Genomic DNA, 21843 nt, shown 5'->3' on the forward strand with positions numbered 1-21843 from the left:
GCTGCATTGTGAGGGGTGCCACCGGCCCTCGCAAGGTTTGAGGCCCTCTTCGCAGTTGAACCCGCTGCCCCGGGTTCAGCATATACCTCGAAGGCAGCGGTATCCCTGTAGGAGCGGGTTCGCCCGCGAAAGGGCCATCAGCCCTGGCGACGAACCGGCAGGCTCAACTCTGAAGTGGCCCCGTCCGCCGTAGTGACAGTCGCAGTGAAGCTCTTCAACTCACTGATGTTCTCCAGAACCTGGGCAAACCGCGCCTGCCCCTGCTCATCAGTGTTCACCAGCACATCCCCCAGATACCGCTCCGCCTCGGTCCCATCCGCCCGGGCATTGCCAAACACCTCGATGCGCAGCAGGCTCGATACCGGCCCCTGCACCTCGCCGCGCAATACATTGCCGTCCAGGGCGATCAGCCGTGGCGCCTGCTGGTTGTGGTTGGGCAGCGGCTGGCACGGCGTGGGCTCGCCCTTGGCATCGCAAATGATCGCCTGGTCCTTCTTCGGCAGATCCGCACCGACCCCGCGCGATCCCACGTACAGCGCATGGGCCTGGGCCGGCACGCCAAAGACGATGGCGCCGGTACGCTGGTTCGGCACGCAGGAACCACCGGCTTCACAGCGGCGGATGTCCTGGCTGTTACCCCAGATGCGATTGCCGCTCAGGCGCGTGGTGGTGACGTCCGGTTCCGGTCGCAAGGCTACGCCGATGCGGTTGCCGTGGATCAGGTTGCCGTCGAGGATGTTGCTGTCGCCGGTGACACTGACGCCAATCGAGTTACCGCTGAAGGTGTTGGCGCCCAGGTAGTTGCGCTTGCCCCAGTTGATCTGCAGGCCGTCGGAGTAGTTTTCGAAGCGGTTGCGCACCACGCTGTTGTCGTTGCCCAACAGGATCTCGATGCCCTGTGACGGCTCAGGGTTGGCCGGGGTCGAGCGGAACAGGTTGTCGGCCACCAGGTTGAACGCCGCGCCGCGGGTCAGCTCCAGGCCATCGCCGTTGTCGATCAGCTGGTTGCGCAGCACTTTGTTGTTGACCGTGGTGGTGGCAGTCGGGTTGCCGGCACCGTCGTCGCCGGTGAGCATGATGCCGGCGCCGCCCTTGTTGGCGACGATGCGGTTGTCTTCGATGACGTTGCCGCTGGCGCGGTTGACCAGGATGCCGATGCAGAAGTTGCGCACCTCCAGGCCTCTCAGGTGCACGCCCTGGGTGTCGCGCAGCACCAGCCCCGGGTTGGTGGTGGTGCGCACGTTGGTGCCGAACTGGCCGGGCAGGGCGCCTGGGCAGGTGCGCACGCCCTGGTCCTTGATGTAGCCCGAGCCGTCGATGGCGATGTACTGGCCGTCACGGGCCCAGGGCAAGCCGGTGATCTGTACCGGCCCCTTGATCTCCGGCAGCGCACGGGTCGGGCGAATTACATAAGGCGGCTTGCCGACGGCTGCGATCTCGATGCGGTATTGGCCGGGGTTCTGGTTGCTGGTCTCGATGGCCCAGCGCAGGGTGCCAGGTTGGCCATCGTCGGCGTAACGCTCGACTTTAAGGGTTTCGCTGGCCGGTGCGGCGGCCAGGGCAGGCAAGGGCAACAACGGCAGCATGGCCGCGAACAGGGGCATCAAACGCATGGGGCAAATATCCGGAAACTGTTGTTCTTATACGCAGGTTGGCATCGATTCTAGCCAGCCTTCGGCCCTTGAGCAGTGCGCCGGGCCCTATTCGGTGCGATATTCGCCCGCAGATTCACCGCTTGGCTTGAACCGGGCAAATTGTTTGAAACTCTTGGAGAAGGTGTCAGGTCCACCGACTGTCGACACGGTCCACGTGTCTCCATTCGCAGGAGTTTTGCCATGAGCGGTACCAAAGACAAAGCCAAAGGCCTGGTCAACGAAGCGGTCGGTAACGTCAAGCAAGGTGTCGGCAAGGTGACCGACAACGACAAGCTGCGGGCCGAGGGCAAGGCCCAGGAACTCAAGGGCGAGGCACAGCAGATCAAGGGCAATGTGAAGGATGCGGTGAAAAAGCCTTGATCTGAAATGGCTGTCACCGGCCTCTTCGCTGGCACGCCCGCGAAGAGGCCGTGCAGGTACAGGCATTTTCTTCTGGCATGGCCGGGAGCAGTACATCACCGGCGCGGTCTATTAGACTTACCCGTTGTACTTACGAATCAAGCGGCGAAAGGAGACGCTATGATTTTCCCCGACCTGCGCGGGCTGCCCGTGCACCGCGTACTGGTACGCACCGTCAAGGAGTTCCTCGATGACGAGATGTCGACCTATGCGTCAGCAATGGCCTACCAGATGCTGTTTTCGCTGTTCCCGTTCCTGCTGTTCCTGATTGCCCTGATCGGTTTTCTGCACCTTCCCGATTTCTTCTCCTGGTTACGCCTGCAATCAGAGCTGGTACTGCCGCCCCAGGCGCTGGAGCAGGTGAACCCGGTCATCGACCAGCTGCAGCAGTCCAAGGGCGGGCTGTTGTCGGTGGGTATCGTGATCGCGCTGTGGACTGCATCGGCCGGCGTGCGCCTGATGATGAGCGCCATGAATGCCGCCTATGACGTGCCTGAGGGCCGCCCGGTGTGGAAACGCATTCCCTTGTCGATCATCTATACCGTCGGTATTGCCGGCATGCTGCTGGCGGCAGCCGCGCTGATGGTGCTGGGGCCGCAGGTGATGGAGTGGATTGCCGCTCAGGTCGGCCTGCAGGAAGTGATCGTCACCGTGTGGACCGTGCTGCGCTGGCCGGCGATCATCATCCTGATGATGATTGCGGTGGCATTGATCTATTACGTGATGCCGGACGTCAAACAGAAGTTTCGCTTCATTACCCCCGGCTCGGTGCTGGCGGTAGTAGTATGGATCATCGCCTCTCTGGGCTTTGCCTACTACGTCAAGACCTTTGCCGACTACAACGCCATGTATGGCAGCATCGGTGCGATCATCGTGCTGCTGTTGTATTTCTACATATCTGCCGCCGTACTGCTGCTGGGCGCTGAAATGAACGCGGTGATCGAGCACATGTCCAGCGAAGGCAAGGACCCGGGCGAGAAGGAATTCGAGGGCGCCAAACCTCAGGAAACCATCACCGTGCTCGGCCATGAACACCCGGTCGAGCCCCAACCGACCGAGCCGAACCCGCGATGATCCGTGACATTCTCAAGATGGGCGACGAGCGCCTGCTTCGCATCGCGCCGCCGGTGCCTGAACATCTGATCGGCAGCAGCGAATTGCAGCATTTGATCGATGACATGTTCGAAACCATGCACCACGTGGGTGGGGTAGGGCTGGCTGCACCGCAGATCGGCATCGACCTGCAGCTGGTGATCTTTGGTTTCGAACGCAGCGAGCGTTATCCGGATGCCGAGCCGGTACCACAGACCATCCTGCTCAACCCGGTGATCACCCCGCTGACCACCGAGATCGAGGAGGGGTGGGAGGGCTGCCTGTCGGTGCCCGGTCTGCGCGGGGTGGTGCCGCGCTTCAAGCACATCAGCTACGAGGGCATCGACCCGCAGGGCACTCCGATCAACCGTTTTGCCGATGGGTTTCATGCGCGGGTGGTGCAGCACGAGTGTGATCACCTGATCGGCCGGCTGTACCCCTCGCGTATTCAGGATTTTTCCCGGTTCGGCTATACCGATGTGCTGTTCCCGGGGCTGGATGACCACGAGGACTGAGCGCGCACCATGGCCAGCAAGTCCTTGCTGCGCTGGTAGCGTTGCAGGCGCGAGGCCAGCGCTTCGGGCAGTTGCGCAGTGATGCTGAAGCCCAGGCGCTGGTAGTAAGCCGTGAGGTCGGGGTGGCAAAACAGCCAGCTCGGGCCGCTGTGCCCGGCCAGCGCCGCCTCGACCAGTTGCGCCGCCACCCCGCGCTTACGGTGGTCCGGGGCGACGAACAAGCCGGTGAGCCAGTGGCCGTCAGCGACGGCAGTGAGGCAGAGGCCGGCAATGATCCCATCACTGCGTGCCACCCATGATTCACCGTCATTGGCTGCGCGCATGCGCGAACCCTGGTGCTTGTAGAAATGTTCGAGCAATCGACGCTCGGGGCCGATAAGCCGGGTGCAATGCAGGGCAGTCATGGCGATACCTGGAGCGATGGGCTCTACCCAGGGGTTCCAGGTCAGCGAGCCGTTGCGCTTTGTCGCAGATTGTTGCAAATCCCGCAAGGGTGAATATCCGAGTTCAGGATTCAACTATTTTTGCTCGAGAGTAGAATTTCAGCTATTCCCACTCGCAGTAGACGAAGCGGGATCGGTACTTCGTGTCATCTTTGCAGTTGATGACAACTTCTCCGCGCCATTGACGGCATCAGAAGTCACTCGATCAGCTGGATAGCTCTAAAGGCCAAACCTCATGAAACCATTACTGATTCTTGCACTGGTCGGTATGTCCTCGTTCGCCCTCGCCGATGAGGCCAAGCCGGTCTCCAGCGAGCCCGTGGCCCAACAGTACGACTATTCCATGAACCTTGACATCAAGCGGGTGATCAACCTGTCGACCATCCCCAATGTCTGCGAAGTGGTGCCTGCGACCATGACCTATGAAGACCATCATGGCCAGGTACATACCATTCAGTACCGGGCGATGGGCGAAGGTTGCCAGCAAGGCTGATGCGCTGATGGCCCTGTCGCCGCTTGGTCGGTGACAGGGCCCTGAGCAATTTACCAAACCTGCCCAAGGCGATTAGGATCGGTGCCTTACCGACCGATAAGGATGATCGCCATGTTCGACCTCGCCGCCCTGCGCGAAGCCGCCGATTTCGTTCACCAGCACGTCCAGCCGACGCCACAGCGCGTCTGGCCGCTGTTAGCCGAGCGAGTCGGCTGCAAGCTGTGGGTCAAGCACGAAAACCACGCCCTTACGGGTGCCTTCAAGGTGCGCGGCGGCTTGGTGTATGTGCGTTCGCTACTGGCCGCCGGCAAGCCACCGCGGGGCCTGGTTACCGCCACCCGCGGCAACCACGGCCAGAGCATGGCGCTGGCTGCGAGCCAGGCGGGCATGCCGTTGGTGATCGTGGTGCCTGAGGGCAACTCGAAAGAGAAGAACGCTGCCATGCGTGCGTTGGGCGCCGAGTTGGTGGAACACGGTGTCGACTTCGACGTGGCCCGCGAAGAGGCAGCCCGCCTGGCGCAGGAGCTGGGTTATGACATGGTGCCCTCGTTCCACCCAGAGTTGGTACGCGGTGTGGCCACCTATGCCCTGGAGCTGTTCGAGGCGGTGAGCGAGCTGGATTGCGTGTACGTGCCGATTGGCATGGGCTCGGGCATCTGCGGGCTGATCCAGGCGCGCAACCTGCTGGGGCTCAGGACCGAGATCGTCGGTGTGGTCTCCAGTGCCGCCGATGCCTATGCGCAGAGTTTCGAGCAGGGCCGCATCGTCACCACGGCCACGGCCGATACCTTTGCTGATGGCATGGCCTGCCGGGTACCTCACCCGGATGCCTTCGCCCTGGTCCGTGAACATGCCGCACGCATCGTGCGGGTGACCGACAGTGAAGTGGCAGCGGCCATGCGCATCTATCACGAAACCACCCACAATACCGCCGAAGGCGCTGGTGCCGCAGCGCTGGCCGCGTTGCTGCAGGAGCGCCAGCGCCAGGCCGGCAAGCGTGTGGCCGTGGTGCTGAGCGGGGCCAACGTCGACCGCGAGCGTTATGCGCAGGTGCTGGCAGGTACGGAAAAATCCTGAATGGATATCGGGGAATAAATGCTATCTTAATTTGATAGCATTTTTCGATGAACACTCGATACCGAAAAATCTACGACGCTATCTTCAGAACGCCCACCACGGCCTCTCTGGCGTTTTCCGAGGTCGAAGCCCTGGTGCTTCACCTGGGTGGGCAGGTGCTTGAGCGGCAAGGCTCCAGGGTCAAGCTGGTGCTTGGCGGCCAGAGCTGGAGGTGCCATCGCCCCCATCCTGGCAAGGAAGCCAAACGGTATCAGATTGAAGAGGCCCGCGAATTTTTGCTGCGGGCAGGAGTAAGCCTATGAGTTGCATGCGCTACAAGGGCTATGCCGCCCGTATCGAATACGATGAGCGTGATGATATTTTTGTTGGCCGTGTGCTGGGCATGCGCGACATCATCAGTTTTCACGCAAGCTCGGTGCCCGAGCTTCATGAAGCCTTCCGGGAGGCGTTGGAGGATTATCTGGCCGACTGCGCGGAGCAAGGCATTACCCCGGAAAAACCGGCTTCAGGCAAGGTCATGCTGCGCATTCGTCCAGAGGTGCATGCGGCAGCCAGTGTTGCAGCCCGCGCTGCCGGCAAAAGTCTCAATCAGTGGGCGGATGAGGTGTTCGAGCAGGCAGCTCTGGCTTGATCACTCACCCTGTTGGCTGTGGACACATGCCTGTCTCCAGCAAAATTATCCCGTGGCCGGTCGATTTCTCCGGCTACCGTTCGACCATGAGCTGAAGGTGCAAGACATCCTTGTGCCAGAACGCTCATGAACGATCGGAGGAACACCCGATGAACACGGCAGCCGAAAATGAAATCCGTCAGCTTATCGACCGCTGGATGCAAGCCGTGCGTGACCGTGATATCCCCGCCATCACGGCGCCCTACGCCGACGACATCGTCGCTTTCGATGCCATCCAGTCCCTGCAGTTCAAGGGTAAGACCGCCTACCAGGCGCACTGGGAAATGTGCATGAGCATGTGCCCCGGGCCAATGGTCTTCGAACTTGCCCAACTCACCGTGCACGCCGAGGGCGAGCTGGGCCTGGCTCACTGGTTGAACCGTTGCGGCCCCGGGGATGACGAGAGCCAGTGCGGCTTCATGCGTGCCACCGTCGGTTACCGCAAGGCCGCTGGCCAGTGGCAAGTGATTCACGAGCACTGGTCGGCTCCGTTCGACATGCAGACCCAGAAAGCACTGTTCGATCTCAAGCCTTGATCGGCTATCGCCAAATGCACGTTGCCAACGCCTGGAGGCGACCATGAAATACCTGTGCCTGGTCTATTGTGACGAAGGGCTGCTGCACAGCCTGCCCGACAGCCCGAAAGACGCCGAGTGCATGGCTTACGCCGAAGCCCTGCAAAGCTCCGGGCGCATCATTGCGGCCGAGGCGCTGAAAACCGTGCAGACCGCCACCACCGTGCGTGTTCGTGCCGGGCGAATGAGCATCACCGATGGCCCATTTGCCGAGACCAAAGAGCAGCTTGCCGGTTTTTACCTGGTCGATGCCCGTGACCTCAACGAGGCGCTGAACATCGCCAAGGGCATTCCGGCGGCGCGAGTCGGCAGCGTGGAAGTGCGGCCAGTGCGTGAACTGCAACCCTGACAGCAACGGAGAACAACAAGAATGACACTTGTCCAACCCGCGCCTGCGCAGCACGAGCTGTCCATCAGTCGCTTGATCGATGCCCCGCCGGCCAAGGTGTTCCGTGCCTGGACCGAGCCCGAATGGCTGATGCAGTGGTGGGGGCCCCACGGGATGACCACCCCGCAATGCGAGATGCAGCTGTGGGTCGGTGGCCTTTTCCGTACCCTCATGCGTGCCCCGGATGGCTCCGAGTACCCTACCCAGGGCGTGTTCCTGGAAATCGCCGCCCCGCGCCGGCTGGTGTTCACCGATGCCTTCACGCCAGGTTGGGTGCCGTCGGACAAAGCCTTCATGACTGCGGTGATCAGCTTTGACGAAGAACACGGCAAGACCCGCTATACCGCACGTGCCTGGCACTGGAACGCTGCCGACAGCCGCGCCCATGAAGAAATGGGTTTCCATCAGGGCTGGGGAGAGAGCCTGGACCGCCTGGTGGAGGTCGTGACCCAGCGGATGCCGGACTGATGACGGGGCCGGCGCAGGTTCGTGCTGAAGTCGAAGCGGTGTACCGGCGGGATTCACGGCGCATCCTGGCGACGTTGATCCGCCTGCTGGGGGATTTCGACCTGGCCGAGGAGGCCCTGCACGATGCCTTCTTTGTCGCCGTCGAACGCTGGCAGCGTGACGGCATCCCTGACAATCCACGGGCCTGGCTGGTCTCGACCGGGCGTTTCAAGGCCATTGACGCGTTGCGCCGGCGTGCCCGCTTCGACCGCTCCCAGGCCGACCTGATCATGTTGATCGAAGGCCAGGGGCAAAACCCCAGTGAAGAGGAACTGCTGGCCGATGACCGCTTGCGGTTGATTTTTACCTGCTGCCACCCGGCCTTGGCGGCCGATGCCCAGGTACCGCTGACCCTGCGTGAAGTCTGCGACCTGACCACCGAGCAAATCGCTCGCGCCTTCCTGCAAAGCCCTGCGACCATCGCCCAGCGCATCGTCCGCGCCAAGGCCAAGATTCGTGATGCCGGCATTCCCTATAAGGTCCCGGAAATGCATGAGCTGCCCGAGCGCCTGGAGAGCGTGCTTCGTGTGGTTTACCTGGTATTCAACGAAGGTTATTCGGCGTCCTCGGGCGAGGCCGTGCTGCAACAGGAACTGAGTGACGAGGCGATCCGCCTCGGCCGCTTGCTGGTGCAACTGCTACCGGACGCCGAGGCCGTCGGGTTGCTGGCGCTGATGCTGCTGCAGGCATCGCGGCAGCAGGCACGCTGCGATGCCGAGGGCAATCTGGTGCTGCTTGACCAGCAAGACCGTAGCCTGTGGGACCGCGAGCAAATCGCCGAAGGCTGCGAGCTGGTGCGCCTGGCATTGGCCAGCCGGGCTTTTGGTGCCTATACCGTGCAGGCGGCGATCGCGGCCGTGCATGCCGAGGCCGTGACGGCTGAAGAAACCGATTGGGCAGAAATCGTCGGGCTATATGATGTGCTGCAACGGCATTGGCCGTCAGCCGTGGTGGCGCTCAATCGGGCGGTGGCGCTGGCCAAACGCGACGGTGCGCAGGCGGGCCTGGACGCGGTGGAGGCAATTCTGACGGCGGGTGATTTGCGTGACTATCACCTGGCCCATGCGGCGCGGGCAGAGATGCACCAGCAGTTGGGGAATGTCGAAGAGGCGCGAGCGGCCTGGCAGCGGGCGCTGGAGTTGACTAGCCAAGCGCCGGAGCGGCGGCATATCGAAAGGCGATTGCGCGGATTGAGGTAGGGGCTTTGCCGGCCCATTCGCGGGCACGCCCGCTCCCACAGGTGCTGCAGCGCCTGCCAGGTTCTACTGAACCCTGTGGGAGCGGGCGTGCCCGCGAAGAATCCAACGCCGATTTCAGCTGGCGACGAAGTTCGGCGGCGATACCAGCTCGACGGTCTGCTGCTTGCGCGGCGCGAGGATTTCGGCCACGCCCTCGACCACCAGCTCATCGTTCTGGTTGTAGACGTTGGTGGCGATACGCACCTTGAACTTCGGCAGCTTCTCAAGGATTTCCAGGCGCACGGTCAGGGTGTCGCCGATCTTCACGGGCTTCTGGAAGCTCATCTGCTGGCCCAGGTAGATGGTGCCAGGGCCCGGCAGGGTGCAGGCCACCGCAGCGCTGATCAGCGCGCCACTGAACATGCCGTGGGCGATGCGTTCCTTGAACATGCTCTTGGCGGCGAACTCGGCATCCAGGTGCACGGGGTTGTGGTCACCGGACATGGCGGCGAACAGCTGGATATCACGTTCTTCCACGGATTTTTCATAGGTGGCCTTCTGGCCGACTTCAAGGGCTTCGTAAGGCGTGTTGGTGACCTGGGTCATTGGGCTTCCTTAAGGGGCGGGCGAGGGCGCCTATCATTCACTGCGCGCAGGGCGGCCAAGGGCCAGCGCTTGCTCTAACCAAGCGAGGATATCAGCGGTGACCTCGTCGCGGTTGAGTTCGTTGAGTACTTCGTGCCGCGCATCAGGATAGACGCGCAGCTGTACATGTCTATTGCCGGTCGCACGCAGGGCGTCGGCCAGATGGGTTAGACGCTTGCCAGCACTCACCGGATCACATTCACCGCCAATCACCAGCAGGGGCAGGTTCGGGTCGATCTGCGCCAGGTTGTGTGCCTGGCTGATCTGCGCCAGCCCCTGTAGCAGGTCGAGCCACAGCTGGTTGCTGCAGCGAAAGCCGCACAGCGGATCGTTGACGTACTTGTCCACTTCGTCCGGGTCACGGCTGAGCCAGTCGAACGCCGTGCGGGTGGGCTTGAAGGCGTTGTTGAACGAGCCGAACGACAGCCACTCGATCAACGCGCTCTTGCCCAGTGGCCCCTGGCGCCAGGCTTCCACGCGTGCAATCAGGCGCGCCACCCGGTACAGCGCAGCGGGCTGGAAGTTCGAGCCGCTGAGGATCGCCCCTTGCAGGCTGGCGCTGTGGTGCATGAGGTAGGCCTGGGCGATGTAGCTGCCCATGCTGTGACCGAACAGGAACAGCGGTGTGCAAGGGAACTGCTGGCCGATGTGCTGGGCCAGCAGGCCAAGGTCGTTGATCACGGCATTCCAGCCATGTTGCCGGGCGAACAGGCCGAGGCTGCCCTGCTCGGCGGTGCGCCCGTGGCCGCGCATGTCCGCTGCCAGCAGGGCGTAGCCAGCAGTGCACAGGGCCTCGCCCAGGCGCTGGTAGCGCCCGGCGTGCTCGGCCATGCCATGCGCCAGCAGCACGACGGCCTTGACCGGTGTGGCCGGCAGCCATTGGTGCACGTACAGCCTGCAATGTTCGCTGGCAGCTAGCCAGAATGCGTCATGGGGCATGGCGAGTCCTTTGCGCGAAGGTGACCCGCACAGTGTATGCACAACCCGTCGAATTGCAGGAAGGGCACAAATAAGATTCACAATGTTAATGGCGGCACTTGGCGTATATGCCGCCTCGGGCTTACCTGCTAACGTCGGTTCAACGCCTGTCTGCCATCTGGCAGACAGGGCAAAGGATCCGTGCGGGCTCAGGCAGAGGAACAATAATAAATGCAAGCCGACTTCTGGAATGACAAACGCCCCGAGGGCGTGCCTTCCACCATCGACATCCACGCATACACCTCGGTCGTCGAGGTGTTCGAGCGCAGCTGCAAGCGCTTTGCCGAGCGCCCGGCATTCAGCAACCTCGGCGTGACCCTGAGCTACGCCGAACTCGAGCGCCATTCGGCAGCCTTCGCTGCCTGGCTGCAGCAGCACACCGACCTCAAACCCGGTGACCGCATCGCGGTGCAGATGCCCAACGTCCTGCAATACCCGATCGCCGTGTTCGGCGCCCTGCGCGCCGGGCTGATCGTGGTCAATACCAACCCGCTGTACACCGAGCGCGAAATGCGTCACCAGTTCAAGGATGCAGGCGCGCGCGCCCTGGTGTACCTGAACATGTTCGGCAAGCGCGTGCAGGAAGTGCTGCCCGATACCGGCATCGAGTACCTGATCGAGGCGAAAATGGGCGACTTGCTCCCCGTCGCCAAGGGCTGGCTGGTCAATACCGTGGTCGACAAGGTCAAGAAGATGGTCCCGGCCTATCATCTGCCCCAGGCCGTCCCGTTCAAGCAGGTATTGCGCCAGGGCCGCAGCCTGATGCACAAGCCGGTGCCGCTCATCCTCGATGACATCGCCGTGCTGCAATACACCGGCGGCACCACGGGCCTGGCCAAGGGCGCCATGCTCACCCACGGCAACCTGGTGGCCAACATGCTGCAGGTGCTGGCCTGCTTCTCCCAGCACGGCCCGGACGGGCAGCGGCTGATCAAGGAGGGCCAGGAAGTGATGATCGCACCGCTGCCGCTGTACCACATCTATGCCTTCACCGCGAACTGCATGTGCATGATGGTCACCGGCAACCATAACGTGCTGATCACCAACCCGCGCGATATCCCCGGCTTCATCAAGGAGCTGGGCAAGTGGCGGTTTTCGGCGCTGTTGGGGTTGAACACCTTGTTCGTCGCGCTGATGGACCACCCGGGCTTCCGTCAGCTGGACTTTTCGGCCCTGAAGGTCACCAACTCCGGTGGCACGGCGCTGGTCAAGGCCACTGCCGAACGCTGGGAAACACTCACAGGCTGCCGCATCGTCGAGGGTTATGGCCTGACCGAGACTTCACCGGTAGCCAGCACCAACCCCTATGGCCAGTTGGCGCGGCTGGGTACCGTGGGCATTCCGGTGGCGGGCACGGCGTTCAAGGTCATCGATGATGACGGCAACGAACAGCCGTTGGGCGAACGCGGCGAGTTGTGCATCAAGGGGCCACAGGTGATGAAGGGTTATTGGCAACAGCCGGAGGCCACGGCGCAGGCACTGGATGCCGAGGGTTGGTTCAAGACCGGCGATATCGCAGTGATCGACCCGGATGGCTTCACCCGCATCGTCGACCGCAAGAAGGACATGATCATCGTCTCCGGTTTCAATGTGTACCCCAACGAGATCGAGGATGTGGTGATGGCCCATCCGCAGGTAGCCAGCTGCGCCGCCATCGGCGTGCCGGACGAGCGCTCAGGCGAGGCGGTGAAGCTGTTCGTGGTGGCGCGGGAAGGTGGGGTGAATGTCGACGACCTCAAGGCCTATTGCAAAGCCAACTTCACCGGCTACAAGGTGCCCAAGCACATCGTGGTGCGCGAGTCGCTGCCCATGACACCCGTGGGCAAGATCCTGCGCAGGGAGTTGCGCGACATCGCGTGAGACCGCGCTGGCTGCTTCGCGGGCGAGTCCGCTCTCACAGACACCGCGCATGCTCGAAGCTTGCGTAGTACCTGTGGAAGCGAGCTTGCCCGCGAAGGCTTCAGGTGCTCTAGCAGGCAGTTTACAGCCCGATTTGCGACATTTTGGTCAATTACTCTAAAAATGACTCGTATATTTCATTGAGTCATTTTTGTGACCGTGAGGCCTTTCTTGGCCTCTAGGCGACCCCAGTCAAAGCTGTTACTCTCGGCGCGCTTTTCAGATGATCCGGTTTGCAACGAACCGCCATCTCATATCAATAATAAACGCATAGACGCGTGAATCGAACTTCGCTGTTGCTGAAGGAGTGGGCTTCCATGATCGAAAATTTTTGGAAGGATAAATACCCAGCCGGGATTACGGCGGAAATCAATCCTGACGAATTCCCCAATATCCAGGCGGTACTCAAGCAATCCTGCCAACGCTTTGCCAATAAACCGGCCTTTAGCAACCTGGGCAAAACCATCACCTACGGCGAGCTCTACGCGCTGTCAGGCGCTTTCGCTGCCTGGCTGCAGCAGCACACCGACCTCAAGCCGGGTGACCGCATTGCCGTCCAGCTGCCCAATGTCCTGCAATACCCGGTAGCGGTATTCGGTGCCATGCGCGCCGGCCTGATCGTGGTCAACACCAACCCACTGTATACCGTGCGGGAGATGGAGCACCAGTTCAACGACTCCGGTGCCAAGGCGCTGGTGTGCCTGGCCAACATGGCGCACCTCGCCGAGAAGGTGGTGCCCAAGACCCAGGTCAGGCATGTCATCGTCACCGAAGTAGCCGACCTGCTGCCACCGCTCAAGCGCCTGCTGATCAACAGCGTGATCAAGTACGTGAAGAAGATGGTGCCGGCCTACAACCTGCCGCACGCCGTGCGCTTCAACGATACGCTGGCACTGGGCAAGGGCCAGCCGGTCACTGAAGCCAACCCCCAGGCCAACGACGTGGCCGTACTGCAGTACACCGGTGGTACCACAGGCGTGGCCAAGGGCGCGATGCTGACCCACCGCAACCTGGTGGCCAACATGTTGCAGTGCCGGGCGCTGATGGGGGCCAACCTGAAGGAAGGCTGCGAGATCCTCATCACCCCGCTGCCGCTGTACCATATCTATGCCTTTACCTTCCATTGCATGGCGATGATGCTGATCGGCAACCACAACGTGCTGATCAGCAACCCACGCGACCTGCCGGCAATGGTCAAGGAGCTGGGCAAGTGGAAGTTCAGCGGTTTCGTCGGCCTCAACACGCTGTTCGTGGCCCTGTGCAACAACGAGGCATTCCGTGCCCTGGACTTCTCCGCGCTGAAAATCACCCTGTCCGGGGGCATGGCCTTGCAACTGAGCGTGGCCGAGCGCTGGAAGAGCGTCACCGGCTGTGCCATCTGCGAAGGCTACGGCATGACCGAAACCAGCCCGGTGGCTGCGGTGAACCCGGCCGAGGCCAACCAGGTAGGCACCATCGGCATCCCGGTGCCCTCGACCCTGTGCAAGGTCATCGACGATGCCGGCAACGAACTGCCGCTGGGCGAAACCGGCGAGCTGTGCGTCAAGGGCCCGCAGGTCATGAAAGGCTACTGGCAGCGTGAAGACGCCACTACCGAGATCCTCGACGCCGATGGCTGGTTGAAGACCGGTGATATCGCACTGATCCAGCCCGATGGTTACATGCGCATCGTCGACCGCAAGAAGGACATGATCCTGGTCTCGGGCTTCAACGTGTACCCCAACGAGCTGGAGGACGTGCTCGCCGCTTTGCCGGGCGTGCTGCAGTGCGCAGCCATCGGTGTGCCGGACGAGAAGTCGGGTGAAGTGATCAAGGTGTTCATCGTGGTCAAGCCGGGCATGACCGTGACCAAGGAGCAGGTGATGGAGCACATGCGCGCCAACGTCACCGGTTACAAGGTGCCGCGTTACATCGAGTTCCGCGATGCACTGCCGACCACCAACGTCGGCAAGATCCTGCGCCGTGAGCTGCGCGATGAAGAGCTGAAGAAGCAGGGCTTGAAGAAGATCGCCTGATCTTCTCAATCTTTGCTGGCTTGACCGGCCTCTTCGCGGGCACGCCCGCTCCCACAGGTACAGCACAACCTTCCAGGCTCGTGCAGTACCTGTGGGAGCGGGCGTGCCCGCGAAGAGGGCAGCGAAATCAGCGCAGTTTTTCCAGCATCTGGTAGTACCACATCCCCGCCGCCAGCAGCGGATTGCCCAGCAAATCCCCCATCGGTACCCGCACGTGCTTGCACTGCGCGAAGGTGTCGAACTTCTCCAGCGTTCCGGTCAGTGCCTCAGCCATGATCTCGCCCATGATGTGGCTGGTGGCGATGCCGTGCCCGGAATAGCCCTGGCAGTACCATACGTTGTCCGACAGCTTGCCCAGTTGCGGGATGCGGTTGACCACGATGCCCATCGCACAGCTCCACTTGAACTCTATCGGCACACCCTTGAGCGCCGGGAAGGTGCGCTCGATGCACGGGCGCAGTTCGCCTTCGATATCGCGCGAATCCTTGCCTGAGTAGTTGGCTCCGCCACCGAACAGCAGGCGCTTGTCGGCCGTCAGGCGGTAGTAGTCGAGCACGAAGCGGCAGTCGTACACCGCCAGGTCCTGCGGGTTGATCTGCTCGGCCAGTTCGCCTAGCGGGGCGGTGGTGACGATACCGCCCATGGCCGGGAAGATCTTGCCCTTGAGCTGGCGCTTTTCCAGCCGGTGGTAAACGTCGCCGGCCAGCATCACCTGGCGTGCTTCGACCCGACCGTGGGCGGTGACGACCGCTGGGCGTGGCCCGTGGACGATGTCCAGGACTTCGGAGTTTTCGAAGATCAGCGCGCCCAGGCCGTGGGCCGCGCGCGCCTCGCCCAGGCACAGGTTGAGCGGGTGCAGGTGCAGGTTGCGCAGGTTCTTCAGCGCGCCCAGGTACAGCGGGCTCTGCAGGTGCCGGGCGACACCGTCGCGGTCGAGCAGTTGCACCTGGTCGCCCATGCCGCGGCGTTCGGCTTCGGCCTGGAAGCTGCGCAGCTCCTCCATGTGCGAAGGTTTCATCGCCGCATGCAGATGGCCGCGCTTGAGGTCGCAGTCGATGCCATAACGCTCGACCCGCTGCTCGATGACCTGGTGCCCGCGCCAGCGCAGGTGCCAGATGAAATCATCGACTTCGGCGCCCAGGTGGTTGCGCATCTGTGTTCGCATGGCCTCGTCACCGGACAGGCTGCCGGTGACCTGGCCGCCGTTGCGACCGCTGGCCCCCCAGCCAATCCGGTTGGTCTCGACGATCGCCACCTTCAGGCCGCGCTCGGCCAGCTCCACCGCAGTAGCCAAGCCCGTGAAACCACCACCGATGATTGCCACGTCGACCTGCACCGTGCCCTTGAGTTGCGGGTACTCGGTGTGGTCGTTCAGCGAGGCGCTGTAATAGGACGGTGCACGCTGGGCTGGGCCAGTGTTCAATACTGCGTTCATGGGTGTTCCTTGTTCTGAATGGGGTAGGGCTCAGGCCTGGTGCAGGTACCAGCGCCAGTCCTGTTCGCTGACTTCGGCCATGAACTGGCGGTACTCGGCGCGCTTGACCTTCAGGTAGACGCCGAGGAACGCGTCGCCGAGCGCTTCCCGCGCCCAGTGCGAATGCTCCAGCGCATCGAGGGCTGTCAGCCAGTCGGTGGGCAGGTGCTCGGTGGCCTGGGCATAGCCGTTGCCTTCGACCGGCGCGCCCGGGTCAAGCTGCTCGCGGATGCCACGATGGCTGGCAGCCAGAATCGCCGCGGCAGCCAGGTACGGGTTGGCATCGGCGCCACAGATGCGATGCTCGACATGCCGGCTGTTGGCCGGTCCGCCGGGGACACGCAGGCTGACCGTGCGGTTGTCGACACCCCAGGTCGGTGCCAGCGGGGCGTAGCTGTTGGCCTGGAAACGACGGAACGAGTTGGCGTTGGGGCAGAACAGCAACAGCGAGTCACGCAAGTGGTGGAGCATGCCGGCCACTGCCTGGCGCAGCAGTGGGGTACCGGCTTTGTCATCGCTGGCGAACAGGTTGTTGCCGGCGCTGTCGGCCAGGCTCAGGTGCATGTGCATGCCGGTGCCGGCCAGTTGCGCGAAGGGTTTGGCCATGAAGCAGGCCTGCATGCCGTGGGCATGGGCCACGCCCTTGACCAGGCGCTTGTAGCGCACGGCCTGGTCCATCGCCTCCAGGGCGTCGCCATGTTCCAGGGTGATTTCCACCTGGCCGGGGGCGTATTCCGAAATCGCCGTGCGCGCCGGAATGCCCTGGGCTTTGCAGGCAGCGTAGAGGTCGGCGAGGAAGGGTTCGATCTGTTCCAGTTCACGCAGGCCGTAGACCTGGGTAGTGCGCGGCCGGCCGCCGTCGTTGTCCCGTGCCGGTTGCGGGCGGCCTTGGGCGTCGCGCTGCTGGTCGAGCAGGTAGAACTCCAGCTCGCAGGCCATTACCGGGTGGTAACCGTCAGCCTTGAGCGCTTCGATGGTACGCAGCAATACATGGCGCGGGTCGGCGACACTGGCGGGCAGGCCTTCGCTGGGGTGCATGCTGACCTGCACGGCGGCAGTCGGCACGCGGCGCCAAGGCAGGCGCACCAAGCTGCCTTGCAACGGGTAGGCGCGGCAGTCGATGTCACCGACATCCCAGACCAGGCCGGAGTTTTCCACGTCATCGCCATTGAGGGTCAGGCCGAGGATGGTGCTGGGGAGCGGGCGGCCGCTCTGGTAGACCGCCAGCAGTTCCTCGCGGTGCAGCAGCTTGCCGCGTGGCACACCGTTGGCGTCGAGGATGAACAGTTCGAACAGTTCGATATCTGGGTTTTCGGCCAGGAAACGGCTGGCGTGCTCTACAGGTGCAAAGTGCATGATGGATTCGCTCACAGGCGCATGGGACCCGCGCGCAGGCGCGGTCCAGCGGAGACAAACGGCCGCACGGCGGCCGGGTTTGGTCACACAGGCGTGAGCGAAGCATCCGGTGGGCGCGCATGCCGGCAATGCCACAGGGCCCAGAAGGCGAGAATGATGTGGACCAGCGGATTTTCACCGGCGCGGGACCGGGCCTTCGCTAGCGAAGGGCGGGACGACGGTGGGGCGATGGTCTGGACGGGAGTCATGCCTTTGATACTCACATGCGGCGTAGGGTTGATTAAAGCAGTGAATGGCAACGTTCACATCGCACCTGGCTAAACATTGTGGTGGCTTCTTCGCGGGCAAGCCCGCTCCCACAGGTATTGCACTGCATTCAGGATTGGTGCGGTCCCTGTGGGCGCGGGCTTGCCCGCGAAGAGGCCGGTACAGGCAGCAGAGAGCCGGCAAATCTGCGACAATCGCGCATCCTTCGAATGCCGATCATGAAAAAGCAGGCCCACCTGCATCACTAAAAAGCCCCATGACTGACCAAGCCATCGACAAACTGCTGCAAAACCTCGACCACACCATGATCGCCGAGCGCCACCGCCTGCGCCGGCAACTGCATGAGCTGCGCAAGCGCCCCGACGAGGCCAAGCTGGCGCAGTGGGTGGAAAAGGTCCAGGCCTCCTGTGCCCAGGTCACCGCACGCCAGAACAGCGTGCCGCAGATCCGCTACGACGACAGCCTGCCGATTGCCGCCAAGCGTGACGAGATCAAGAAAGCCCTGGCCGAAAACCAGGTGCTGGTGATCGCCGGCGAAACCGGTTCGGGAAAGACCACCCAGTTGCCGAAGATCTGCCTGGAACTGGGCCGCGGCAGCCATGGCCTGATCGCCCATACCCAGCCGCGGCGAATTGCAGCGCGCAGCGTCGCCGCGCGGGTTGCCGAAGAACTCGGCACGCCATTGGGCGGGCTGGTCGGCTACCAGGTGCGCTTCGAAGACCAGAGTGATGCCAACACCTTGGTCAAGCTGATGACCGACGGTATCCTCCTGGCCGAAACCCAGCACGACCGCTTCCTCGAACGCTACGACACGATCATTGTCGACGAAGCCCACGAGCGCAGCCTGAACATCGATTTCCTGCTTGGCTACCTGAAGACCCTGCTGCATCGCCGTCCGGACCTGAAGCTGATCATCACCTCGGCGACCATTGACCTGGAGCGCTTTTCCAAGCACTTCGACAATGCGCCGATCATCGAGGTGTCGGGCCGTACTTTCCCGGTGGAAACCTGGTACCGCCCGCTGACCAGCGAGCAGGACGAGGAAGGCAATCAGGTCGAGGACGACCTGACCGTCGACCAGGCGATTCTCGCGTCCCTCGACGAGATCGCGCAGCACGAGCGCAGCGTGGGCAAAGGCCCCGGCGATGTGCTGGTGTTCCTCCCGGGCGAGCGGGAAATTCGCGATGCCGCAGAGATCCTGCGCAAGGCGCAACTGCGCCACACCGAGATCCTGCCGCTGTATGCGCGCCTGTCGCCGGCCGAGCAGCAGCGCATCTTTCAGTCGCACACCGGGCGCCGCGTGGTGCTCGCCACCAACGTCGCGGAAACCTCGCTGACCGTGCCCGGTATCCGTTACGTGATCGATACCGGTACCGCGCGCATCAGCCGCTACAGCTACCGCGCCAAGGTCCAGCGCCTGCCGATCGAGGCCGTGTCCCAGGCCAGCGCCAATCAGCGCAAGGGCCGCTGCGGCCGGGTCGAGCCGGGCATCTGCATCCGGCTGTACAGCGAAGAAGATTTCAACAGCCGCCCGGCCTTCACTGACCCCGAGATCCTGCGCACCAACCTGGCGGCGGTGATCCTGCAGATGCTGCACCTGCGCCTGGGCGCCATCGACGCTTTCCCGTTCATCGAGCCGCCCGATGGCAAGGCCATCAGCGATGGCTTCAACCTGTTGCAGGAGCTGTCGGCGGTCAACCGGGAGAACCAGCTGACGCCGATCGGCCGGCAGCTGGCACGCCTGCCGATCGACCCGCGGCTGGGCCGTATGTTGCTCGAGGGTGCCCGCCAGGGCAGCCTGCAGGAAGTGTTGATCGTCACCAGCGCACTCTCGGTGCAGGACCCACGCGAGCGCCCGCCGGAGCGCCAGCAGGCCGCCGACCAGGCCCATGCCCAGTGGAAGGACGCCGACACCGACTTCGCCGCGCTGGTCAACCTGTGGCGCGGTTTCGAAGAGCAGCGCCAGGCGCTGACGGCCAGCCCGCTGCGCAACTGGTGCCGCAAGAACTTCCTGAATTACCTGCGCCTGCGTGAGTGGCGCGATGCCCATCGCCAGCTGTCGCTGATCTGCCGCGAGTTGCAACTGACGGTCAACAAAGAGCCGTCCGACTACCAGAAGGTGCACAAGGCAATCCTCAGTGGCCTGCTCAGCCAGATCGGCCAGAAGACCGAAGAGGGCGATTACCAGGGCGCCCGCCAGCGGCGCTTCTGGGTGCATCCGTCTTCTGGCATCGGTCGCAAGCGCCCGCAGTGGGTGATGGCCGCCGAACTGGTGGAAACCACCAAGCTGTATGCGCGCATGGTCGCCAAGATCGAGCCTGACTGGATCGAGCCGCTGGCAACCCACCTGATCAAGAAGAATCACTTCGAGCCGCACTGGGAAAAGAAGCGTGGGCAAGTGGTGGCCTATGAGCAGATCACCCTGTACGGCTTGATCCTGGTGGGCCGGCGCCCGGTGCATTTTGGCCCGATCGACCCAGTCACCTCGCGTGAGCTGTTCATTCGCGAGGGCCTGGTGGGTGGTGAAATCCAGTCGAAGGCCAAATGCCTGGCCGCCAACAAGCGCCTGCTCGAAGAGCTCGACGAACTGGAGGCCAAGGCCCGGCGGCGTGACATTCTCGCCGATGAGGAAACCCTGTACGCCTTCTACGAAGCACGTCTACCGGCGGAGATCCATCAGACCGCGACCTTCGATGCCTGGTACCGCATGACCAGCCAGAAGGACCCGAACCTGCTGATCATGCGCGAGGAAGACGTGTTGGCCCGCGAGGCCAGCGAGGTCACCGCCGCGCAGTACCCAGACAACCTGCAAGTGGGTGAACTGCGCCTGCCGCTGACCTACCACTTCGAGCCGGGCCACCCGCGTGACGGCGTGACCGTCAGGGTGCCGGCGCCGCTGTTGCCGAACCTGCCGGGCGAGCGCCTGGAGTGGCTGGTGCCGGGCTTGCTGGAGGCCAAGTGCGTAGCCCTGGTGCGCAACTTGCCCAAGGCGCTGCGCAAGAACTTCGTGCCGGTGCCGGACTTCGTCAAGGCCTCGCTGGCGCGCATGAGCTTTGGCCAGGGCGCGTTGCCCCAGGCGCTGGGCCAGGAGTTGCTGCGCATGACCGGCGCGCGGGTTTCCGATGAGGCCTGGGCCGAGTCGGTCAACCTGGTCGAAGGGCACCTGCGCATGAACATCGAAGTGGTTGATGGCCAAGGCAAGTTCCTTGGCGAAGGCCGTGACCTGGCCGAACTGACCGCGCGCTTTGCCGCCGCCAGCCAGGCCGCGTTGGCCGTGCCGCGTACCGAGAAGAGCGAGCAGCCGGTGCAGGCCAAGGCCTTCAGCGAGGTCAAGCAGACCGCCCAGCAGAAGATCGCCGGCCTGTCGATGACCGTGTACCCGGCGCTGGTGGAAGAAAACGGCACTGTGCGTGAGGGCCGTTTCTCGACCCAGGCCGAAGCCGAGTTCCAGCACCGTCGGGCCTTGCAGCGCCTGTTGCTGCAGCAGTTGGCAGAACCTGCCAAGTTCCTGCGCGGCAAGCTGCCGGGGCTGACCGAGCTGGGCCTGCTGTATCGTGAACTGGGCCGGATCGAAGCGCTGGTGGAGGACATTCTGTTGGCAAGCCTGGACAGCTGCATCCTCGACGGTGAAGCCACGTTACCGCGTGACGGGGCAGCCCTGGCCGGGCTGGCCGAGCGCAAGCGCGGCAGCTGGGCCGAGCATGCCGAACGGCTCGCCCGCCAGACGCTGGAAGTGCTGAAGCTGTGGCACGGTTTGCAAAAGCGCTTCAAGGGCAAGATCGACCTGAGCCAGGCCGTGGCGCTGAACGATATCAAGCAGCAACTGGCCAATCTGGTGTATCCGGGCTTCGTGCGCGAGACCCCGGCAGCCTGGTTCAAGGAATTGCCGCGCTACCTCAAGGCGGTGGAATTGCGCCTGGAGAAGCTGGGCGCCCAAGTGCAGAAGGACCGCGTGTGGAGCGGCGAGCTGGGCAACTTGTGGGCGCAATACAAGGCGCGGGCCGACAAGCATGCCCAGGAAGGCAAGCGTGATGAGCAACTGACCTTGTACCGCTGGTGGCTGGAGGAGTATCGGGTGTCGCTGTTTGCCCAGCAGCTGGGCACCAAAGTGCCGATTTCCGACAAGAGATTGAGCAAGCAGTGGGGCCAGGTGGAAGGCTAACTGCCTGGATTTGTGGCACACTTGATCGAATTTGGGGCCGCTTTGCGGCCCATCG

Annotated in this window: 20 protein-coding genes; 14 read left to right on the top strand and 6 right to left on the bottom strand. The window is 63.0% G+C overall.

Going from position 1 to position 21843, the window contains the following annotated elements:
• Positions 1-137: 137 nt before the first annotated feature.
• A complete protein-coding gene (locus tag ACTORR_RS21545) occupies positions 138-1613 on the bottom strand; it encodes a right-handed parallel beta-helix repeat-containing protein (protein ID WP_313365257.1) in 1476 nt (491 codons plus the stop codon).
• Between the two features lie 222 nt (positions 1614-1835).
• On the opposite strand from ACTORR_RS21545, the gene ACTORR_RS21550 reads away from it, so the two are divergent.
• The 3 genes from ACTORR_RS21550 to def all read left to right on the top strand — a co-directional run bounded on the left by ACTORR_RS21550 (position 1836) and on the right by def (position 3661).
• Positions 1836-2015, top strand: a complete 180-nt coding sequence (locus ACTORR_RS21550; RefSeq protein ID WP_054885706.1) for a CsbD family protein — start codon at positions 1836-1838, stop codon at positions 2013-2015.
• 159 nt (positions 2016-2174) lie between these two features.
• Positions 2175-3128 (top strand): YihY/virulence factor BrkB family protein, encoded by a 954-nt coding sequence (locus ACTORR_RS21555; RefSeq protein WP_176507871.1) that lies wholly within the window; start codon positions 2175-2177, stop codon positions 3126-3128.
• Positions 3125-3661, top strand: a complete 537-nt coding sequence (gene def, locus ACTORR_RS21560) for a peptide deformylase (RefSeq protein ID WP_313365258.1) — start codon at positions 3125-3127, stop codon at positions 3659-3661. The genes ACTORR_RS21555 and def overlap by 4 nt, the downstream gene beginning before the upstream one ends.
• Here def and ACTORR_RS21565 read toward each other — a convergent pair.
• Positions 3616-3984, bottom strand: coding sequence for a GNAT family N-acetyltransferase (locus ACTORR_RS21565; protein ID WP_099815550.1), 369 nt, complete (start codon positions 3982-3984; stop codon positions 3616-3618). The two genes, def and ACTORR_RS21565, sit on opposite strands and share 46 nt — an antisense overlap.
• A gap of 355 nt (positions 3985-4339) precedes the next feature.
• Between ACTORR_RS21565 and ACTORR_RS21570 the strand changes: the two genes are divergently transcribed.
• The 8 genes from ACTORR_RS21570 (at position 4340) to ACTORR_RS21605 (ending at position 9013) form a co-directional block, all read left to right on the top strand.
• Entirely contained in the window at positions 4340-4597 is a 258-nt protein-coding gene (locus tag ACTORR_RS21570) for a DUF2790 domain-containing protein (protein ID WP_054885703.1), read from the top strand.
• Between the two features lie 111 nt (positions 4598-4708).
• Positions 4709-5674: a threonine dehydratase gene (locus ACTORR_RS21575; protein WP_313365259.1), complete on the top strand. Its 966-nt coding sequence runs from the start codon at positions 4709-4711 to the stop codon at positions 5672-5674.
• A 47-nt stretch (positions 5675-5721) separates the two neighbouring features.
• On the top strand, positions 5722-5976 hold the full coding sequence (locus ACTORR_RS21580; RefSeq protein WP_054885701.1) for a type II toxin-antitoxin system HicA family toxin: 255 nt from the start codon (positions 5722-5724) through the stop codon (positions 5974-5976).
• Positions 5973-6305, top strand: coding sequence for a type II toxin-antitoxin system HicB family antitoxin (locus tag ACTORR_RS21585; RefSeq protein WP_054885700.1), 333 nt, complete (start codon positions 5973-5975; stop codon positions 6303-6305). Before ACTORR_RS21580 ends, ACTORR_RS21585 begins: the two co-directional genes overlap by 4 nt.
• 149 nt (positions 6306-6454) lie before the next feature.
• Complete coding sequence (locus ACTORR_RS21590) at positions 6455-6880, top strand: YybH family protein (protein WP_313365260.1); 426 nt, start codon at positions 6455-6457, stop codon at positions 6878-6880.
• A 43-nt stretch (positions 6881-6923) separates the two neighbouring features.
• Positions 6924-7268 carry a YciI family protein gene (locus tag ACTORR_RS21595; RefSeq protein ID WP_099815542.1) on the top strand — a complete coding sequence of 115 codons (345 nt, stop codon included), beginning with the start codon at positions 6924-6926 and terminating at the stop codon, positions 7266-7268.
• A 21-nt stretch (positions 7269-7289) separates the two neighbouring features.
• Complete coding sequence (locus ACTORR_RS21600; protein WP_054885697.1) at positions 7290-7775, top strand: SRPBCC family protein; 486 nt, start codon at positions 7290-7292, stop codon at positions 7773-7775.
• Positions 7775-9013 (top strand): RNA polymerase sigma factor, encoded by a 1239-nt coding sequence (locus ACTORR_RS21605; RefSeq protein WP_313365261.1) that lies wholly within the window; start codon positions 7775-7777, stop codon positions 9011-9013. The genes ACTORR_RS21600 and ACTORR_RS21605 overlap by 1 nt, the downstream gene beginning before the upstream one ends.
• Before the next feature lie 114 nt (positions 9014-9127).
• On the opposite strand, the gene ACTORR_RS21610 is transcribed toward ACTORR_RS21605, so the two are convergent.
• On the bottom strand, positions 9128-9598 hold the full coding sequence (locus ACTORR_RS21610; protein ID WP_054885695.1) for a MaoC family dehydratase: 471 nt from the start codon (positions 9596-9598) through the stop codon (positions 9128-9130).
• Between the two features lie 33 nt (positions 9599-9631).
• Complete coding sequence (locus tag ACTORR_RS21615; protein WP_313365262.1) at positions 9632-10576, bottom strand: alpha/beta hydrolase; 945 nt, start codon at positions 10574-10576, stop codon at positions 9632-9634.
• A 210-nt stretch (positions 10577-10786) separates the two neighbouring features.
• Between ACTORR_RS21615 and fadD2 the strand changes: the two genes are divergently transcribed.
• Positions 10787-12475, top strand: coding sequence for a long-chain-fatty-acid--CoA ligase FadD2 (gene fadD2 / locus ACTORR_RS21620; RefSeq protein ID WP_441343888.1), 1689 nt, complete (start codon positions 10787-10789; stop codon positions 12473-12475).
• Between the two features lie 356 nt (positions 12476-12831).
• Positions 12832-14529 (top strand): long-chain-fatty-acid--CoA ligase FadD1, encoded by a 1698-nt coding sequence (gene fadD1, locus ACTORR_RS21625; protein WP_054885692.1) that lies wholly within the window; start codon positions 12832-12834, stop codon positions 14527-14529.
• A gap of 127 nt (positions 14530-14656) precedes the next feature.
• Here fadD1 and ACTORR_RS21630 read toward each other — a convergent pair whose 3' ends face one another.
• A complete protein-coding gene (locus ACTORR_RS21630; RefSeq protein WP_313365628.1) occupies positions 14657-15964 on the bottom strand; it encodes an NAD(P)/FAD-dependent oxidoreductase in 1308 nt (435 codons plus the stop codon).
• Between the two features lie 30 nt (positions 15965-15994).
• Entirely contained in the window at positions 15995-17359 is a 1365-nt protein-coding gene (locus ACTORR_RS21635) for a glutamine synthetase family protein (protein ID WP_441343889.1), read from the bottom strand.
• 523 nt (positions 17360-17882) lie between these two features.
• Between ACTORR_RS21635 and hrpA the strand changes: the two genes are divergently transcribed.
• Positions 17883-21788, top strand: a complete 3906-nt coding sequence (gene hrpA / locus ACTORR_RS21640; protein WP_441343890.1) for an ATP-dependent RNA helicase HrpA — start codon at positions 17883-17885, stop codon at positions 21786-21788.
• Positions 21789-21843 lie beyond the last annotated feature (55 nt).

The sequence above is a fragment of the Pseudomonas sp. SAR267 genome (assembly GCF_052077595.1).
Lineage (GTDB): Bacteria > Pseudomonadota > Gammaproteobacteria > Pseudomonadales > Pseudomonadaceae > Aquipseudomonas > Aquipseudomonas vlassakiae.

Excerpts from the sequence above, each read along its gene's own strand:
- fadD1 (WP_054885692.1), top strand. The coding sequence starts at position 12,832 with ATGATCGAAAATTTTTGGAAGGATAAATACCCAGCCGGGATTACGGCG.
- ACTORR_RS21630 (WP_313365628.1), bottom strand. The coding sequence starts at position 15,964 with ATGAACGCAGTATTGAACACTGGCCCAGCCCAGCGTGCACCGTCCTAT.
- ACTORR_RS21600 (WP_054885697.1), top strand. The coding sequence starts at position 7,290 with ATGACACTTGTCCAACCCGCGCCTGCGCAGCACGAGCTGTCCATCAGT.
- ACTORR_RS21610 (WP_054885695.1), bottom strand. The coding sequence starts at position 9,598 with ATGACCCAGGTCACCAACACGCCTTACGAAGCCCTTGAAGTCGGCCAG.
- ACTORR_RS21575 (WP_313365259.1), top strand. The coding sequence starts at position 4,709 with ATGTTCGACCTCGCCGCCCTGCGCGAAGCCGCCGATTTCGTTCACCAG.
- ACTORR_RS21580 (WP_054885701.1), top strand. The coding sequence starts at position 5,722 with ATGAACACTCGATACCGAAAAATCTACGACGCTATCTTCAGAACGCCC.
- hrpA (WP_441343890.1), top strand. The coding sequence starts at position 17,883 with ATGACTGACCAAGCCATCGACAAACTGCTGCAAAACCTCGACCACACC.
- ACTORR_RS21565 (WP_099815550.1), bottom strand. The coding sequence starts at position 3,984 with ATGCGCGCAGCCAATGACGGTGAATCATGGGTGGCACGCAGTGATGGG.
- ACTORR_RS21550 (WP_054885706.1), top strand. The coding sequence starts at position 1,836 with ATGAGCGGTACCAAAGACAAAGCCAAAGGCCTGGTCAACGAAGCGGTC.
- ACTORR_RS21595 (WP_099815542.1), top strand. The coding sequence starts at position 6,924 with ATGAAATACCTGTGCCTGGTCTATTGTGACGAAGGGCTGCTGCACAGC.
- ACTORR_RS21585 (WP_054885700.1), top strand. The coding sequence starts at position 5,973 with ATGAGTTGCATGCGCTACAAGGGCTATGCCGCCCGTATCGAATACGAT.
- ACTORR_RS21635 (WP_441343889.1), bottom strand. The coding sequence starts at position 17,359 with ATGCACTTTGCACCTGTAGAGCACGCCAGCCGTTTCCTGGCCGAAAAC.
- ACTORR_RS21590 (WP_313365260.1), top strand. The coding sequence starts at position 6,455 with ATGAACACGGCAGCCGAAAATGAAATCCGTCAGCTTATCGACCGCTGG.
- ACTORR_RS21615 (WP_313365262.1), bottom strand. The coding sequence starts at position 10,576 with ATGCCCCATGACGCATTCTGGCTAGCTGCCAGCGAACATTGCAGGCTG.
- ACTORR_RS21605 (WP_313365261.1), top strand. The coding sequence starts at position 7,775 with ATGACGGGGCCGGCGCAGGTTCGTGCTGAAGTCGAAGCGGTGTACCGG.
- def (WP_313365258.1), top strand. The coding sequence starts at position 3,125 with ATGATCCGTGACATTCTCAAGATGGGCGACGAGCGCCTGCTTCGCATC.
- ACTORR_RS21555 (WP_176507871.1), top strand. The coding sequence starts at position 2,175 with ATGATTTTCCCCGACCTGCGCGGGCTGCCCGTGCACCGCGTACTGGTA.
- ACTORR_RS21545 (WP_313365257.1), bottom strand. The coding sequence starts at position 1,613 with ATGCGTTTGATGCCCCTGTTCGCGGCCATGCTGCCGTTGTTGCCCTTG.
- fadD2 (WP_441343888.1), top strand. The coding sequence starts at position 10,787 with ATGCAAGCCGACTTCTGGAATGACAAACGCCCCGAGGGCGTGCCTTCC.
- ACTORR_RS21570 (WP_054885703.1), top strand. The coding sequence starts at position 4,340 with ATGAAACCATTACTGATTCTTGCACTGGTCGGTATGTCCTCGTTCGCC.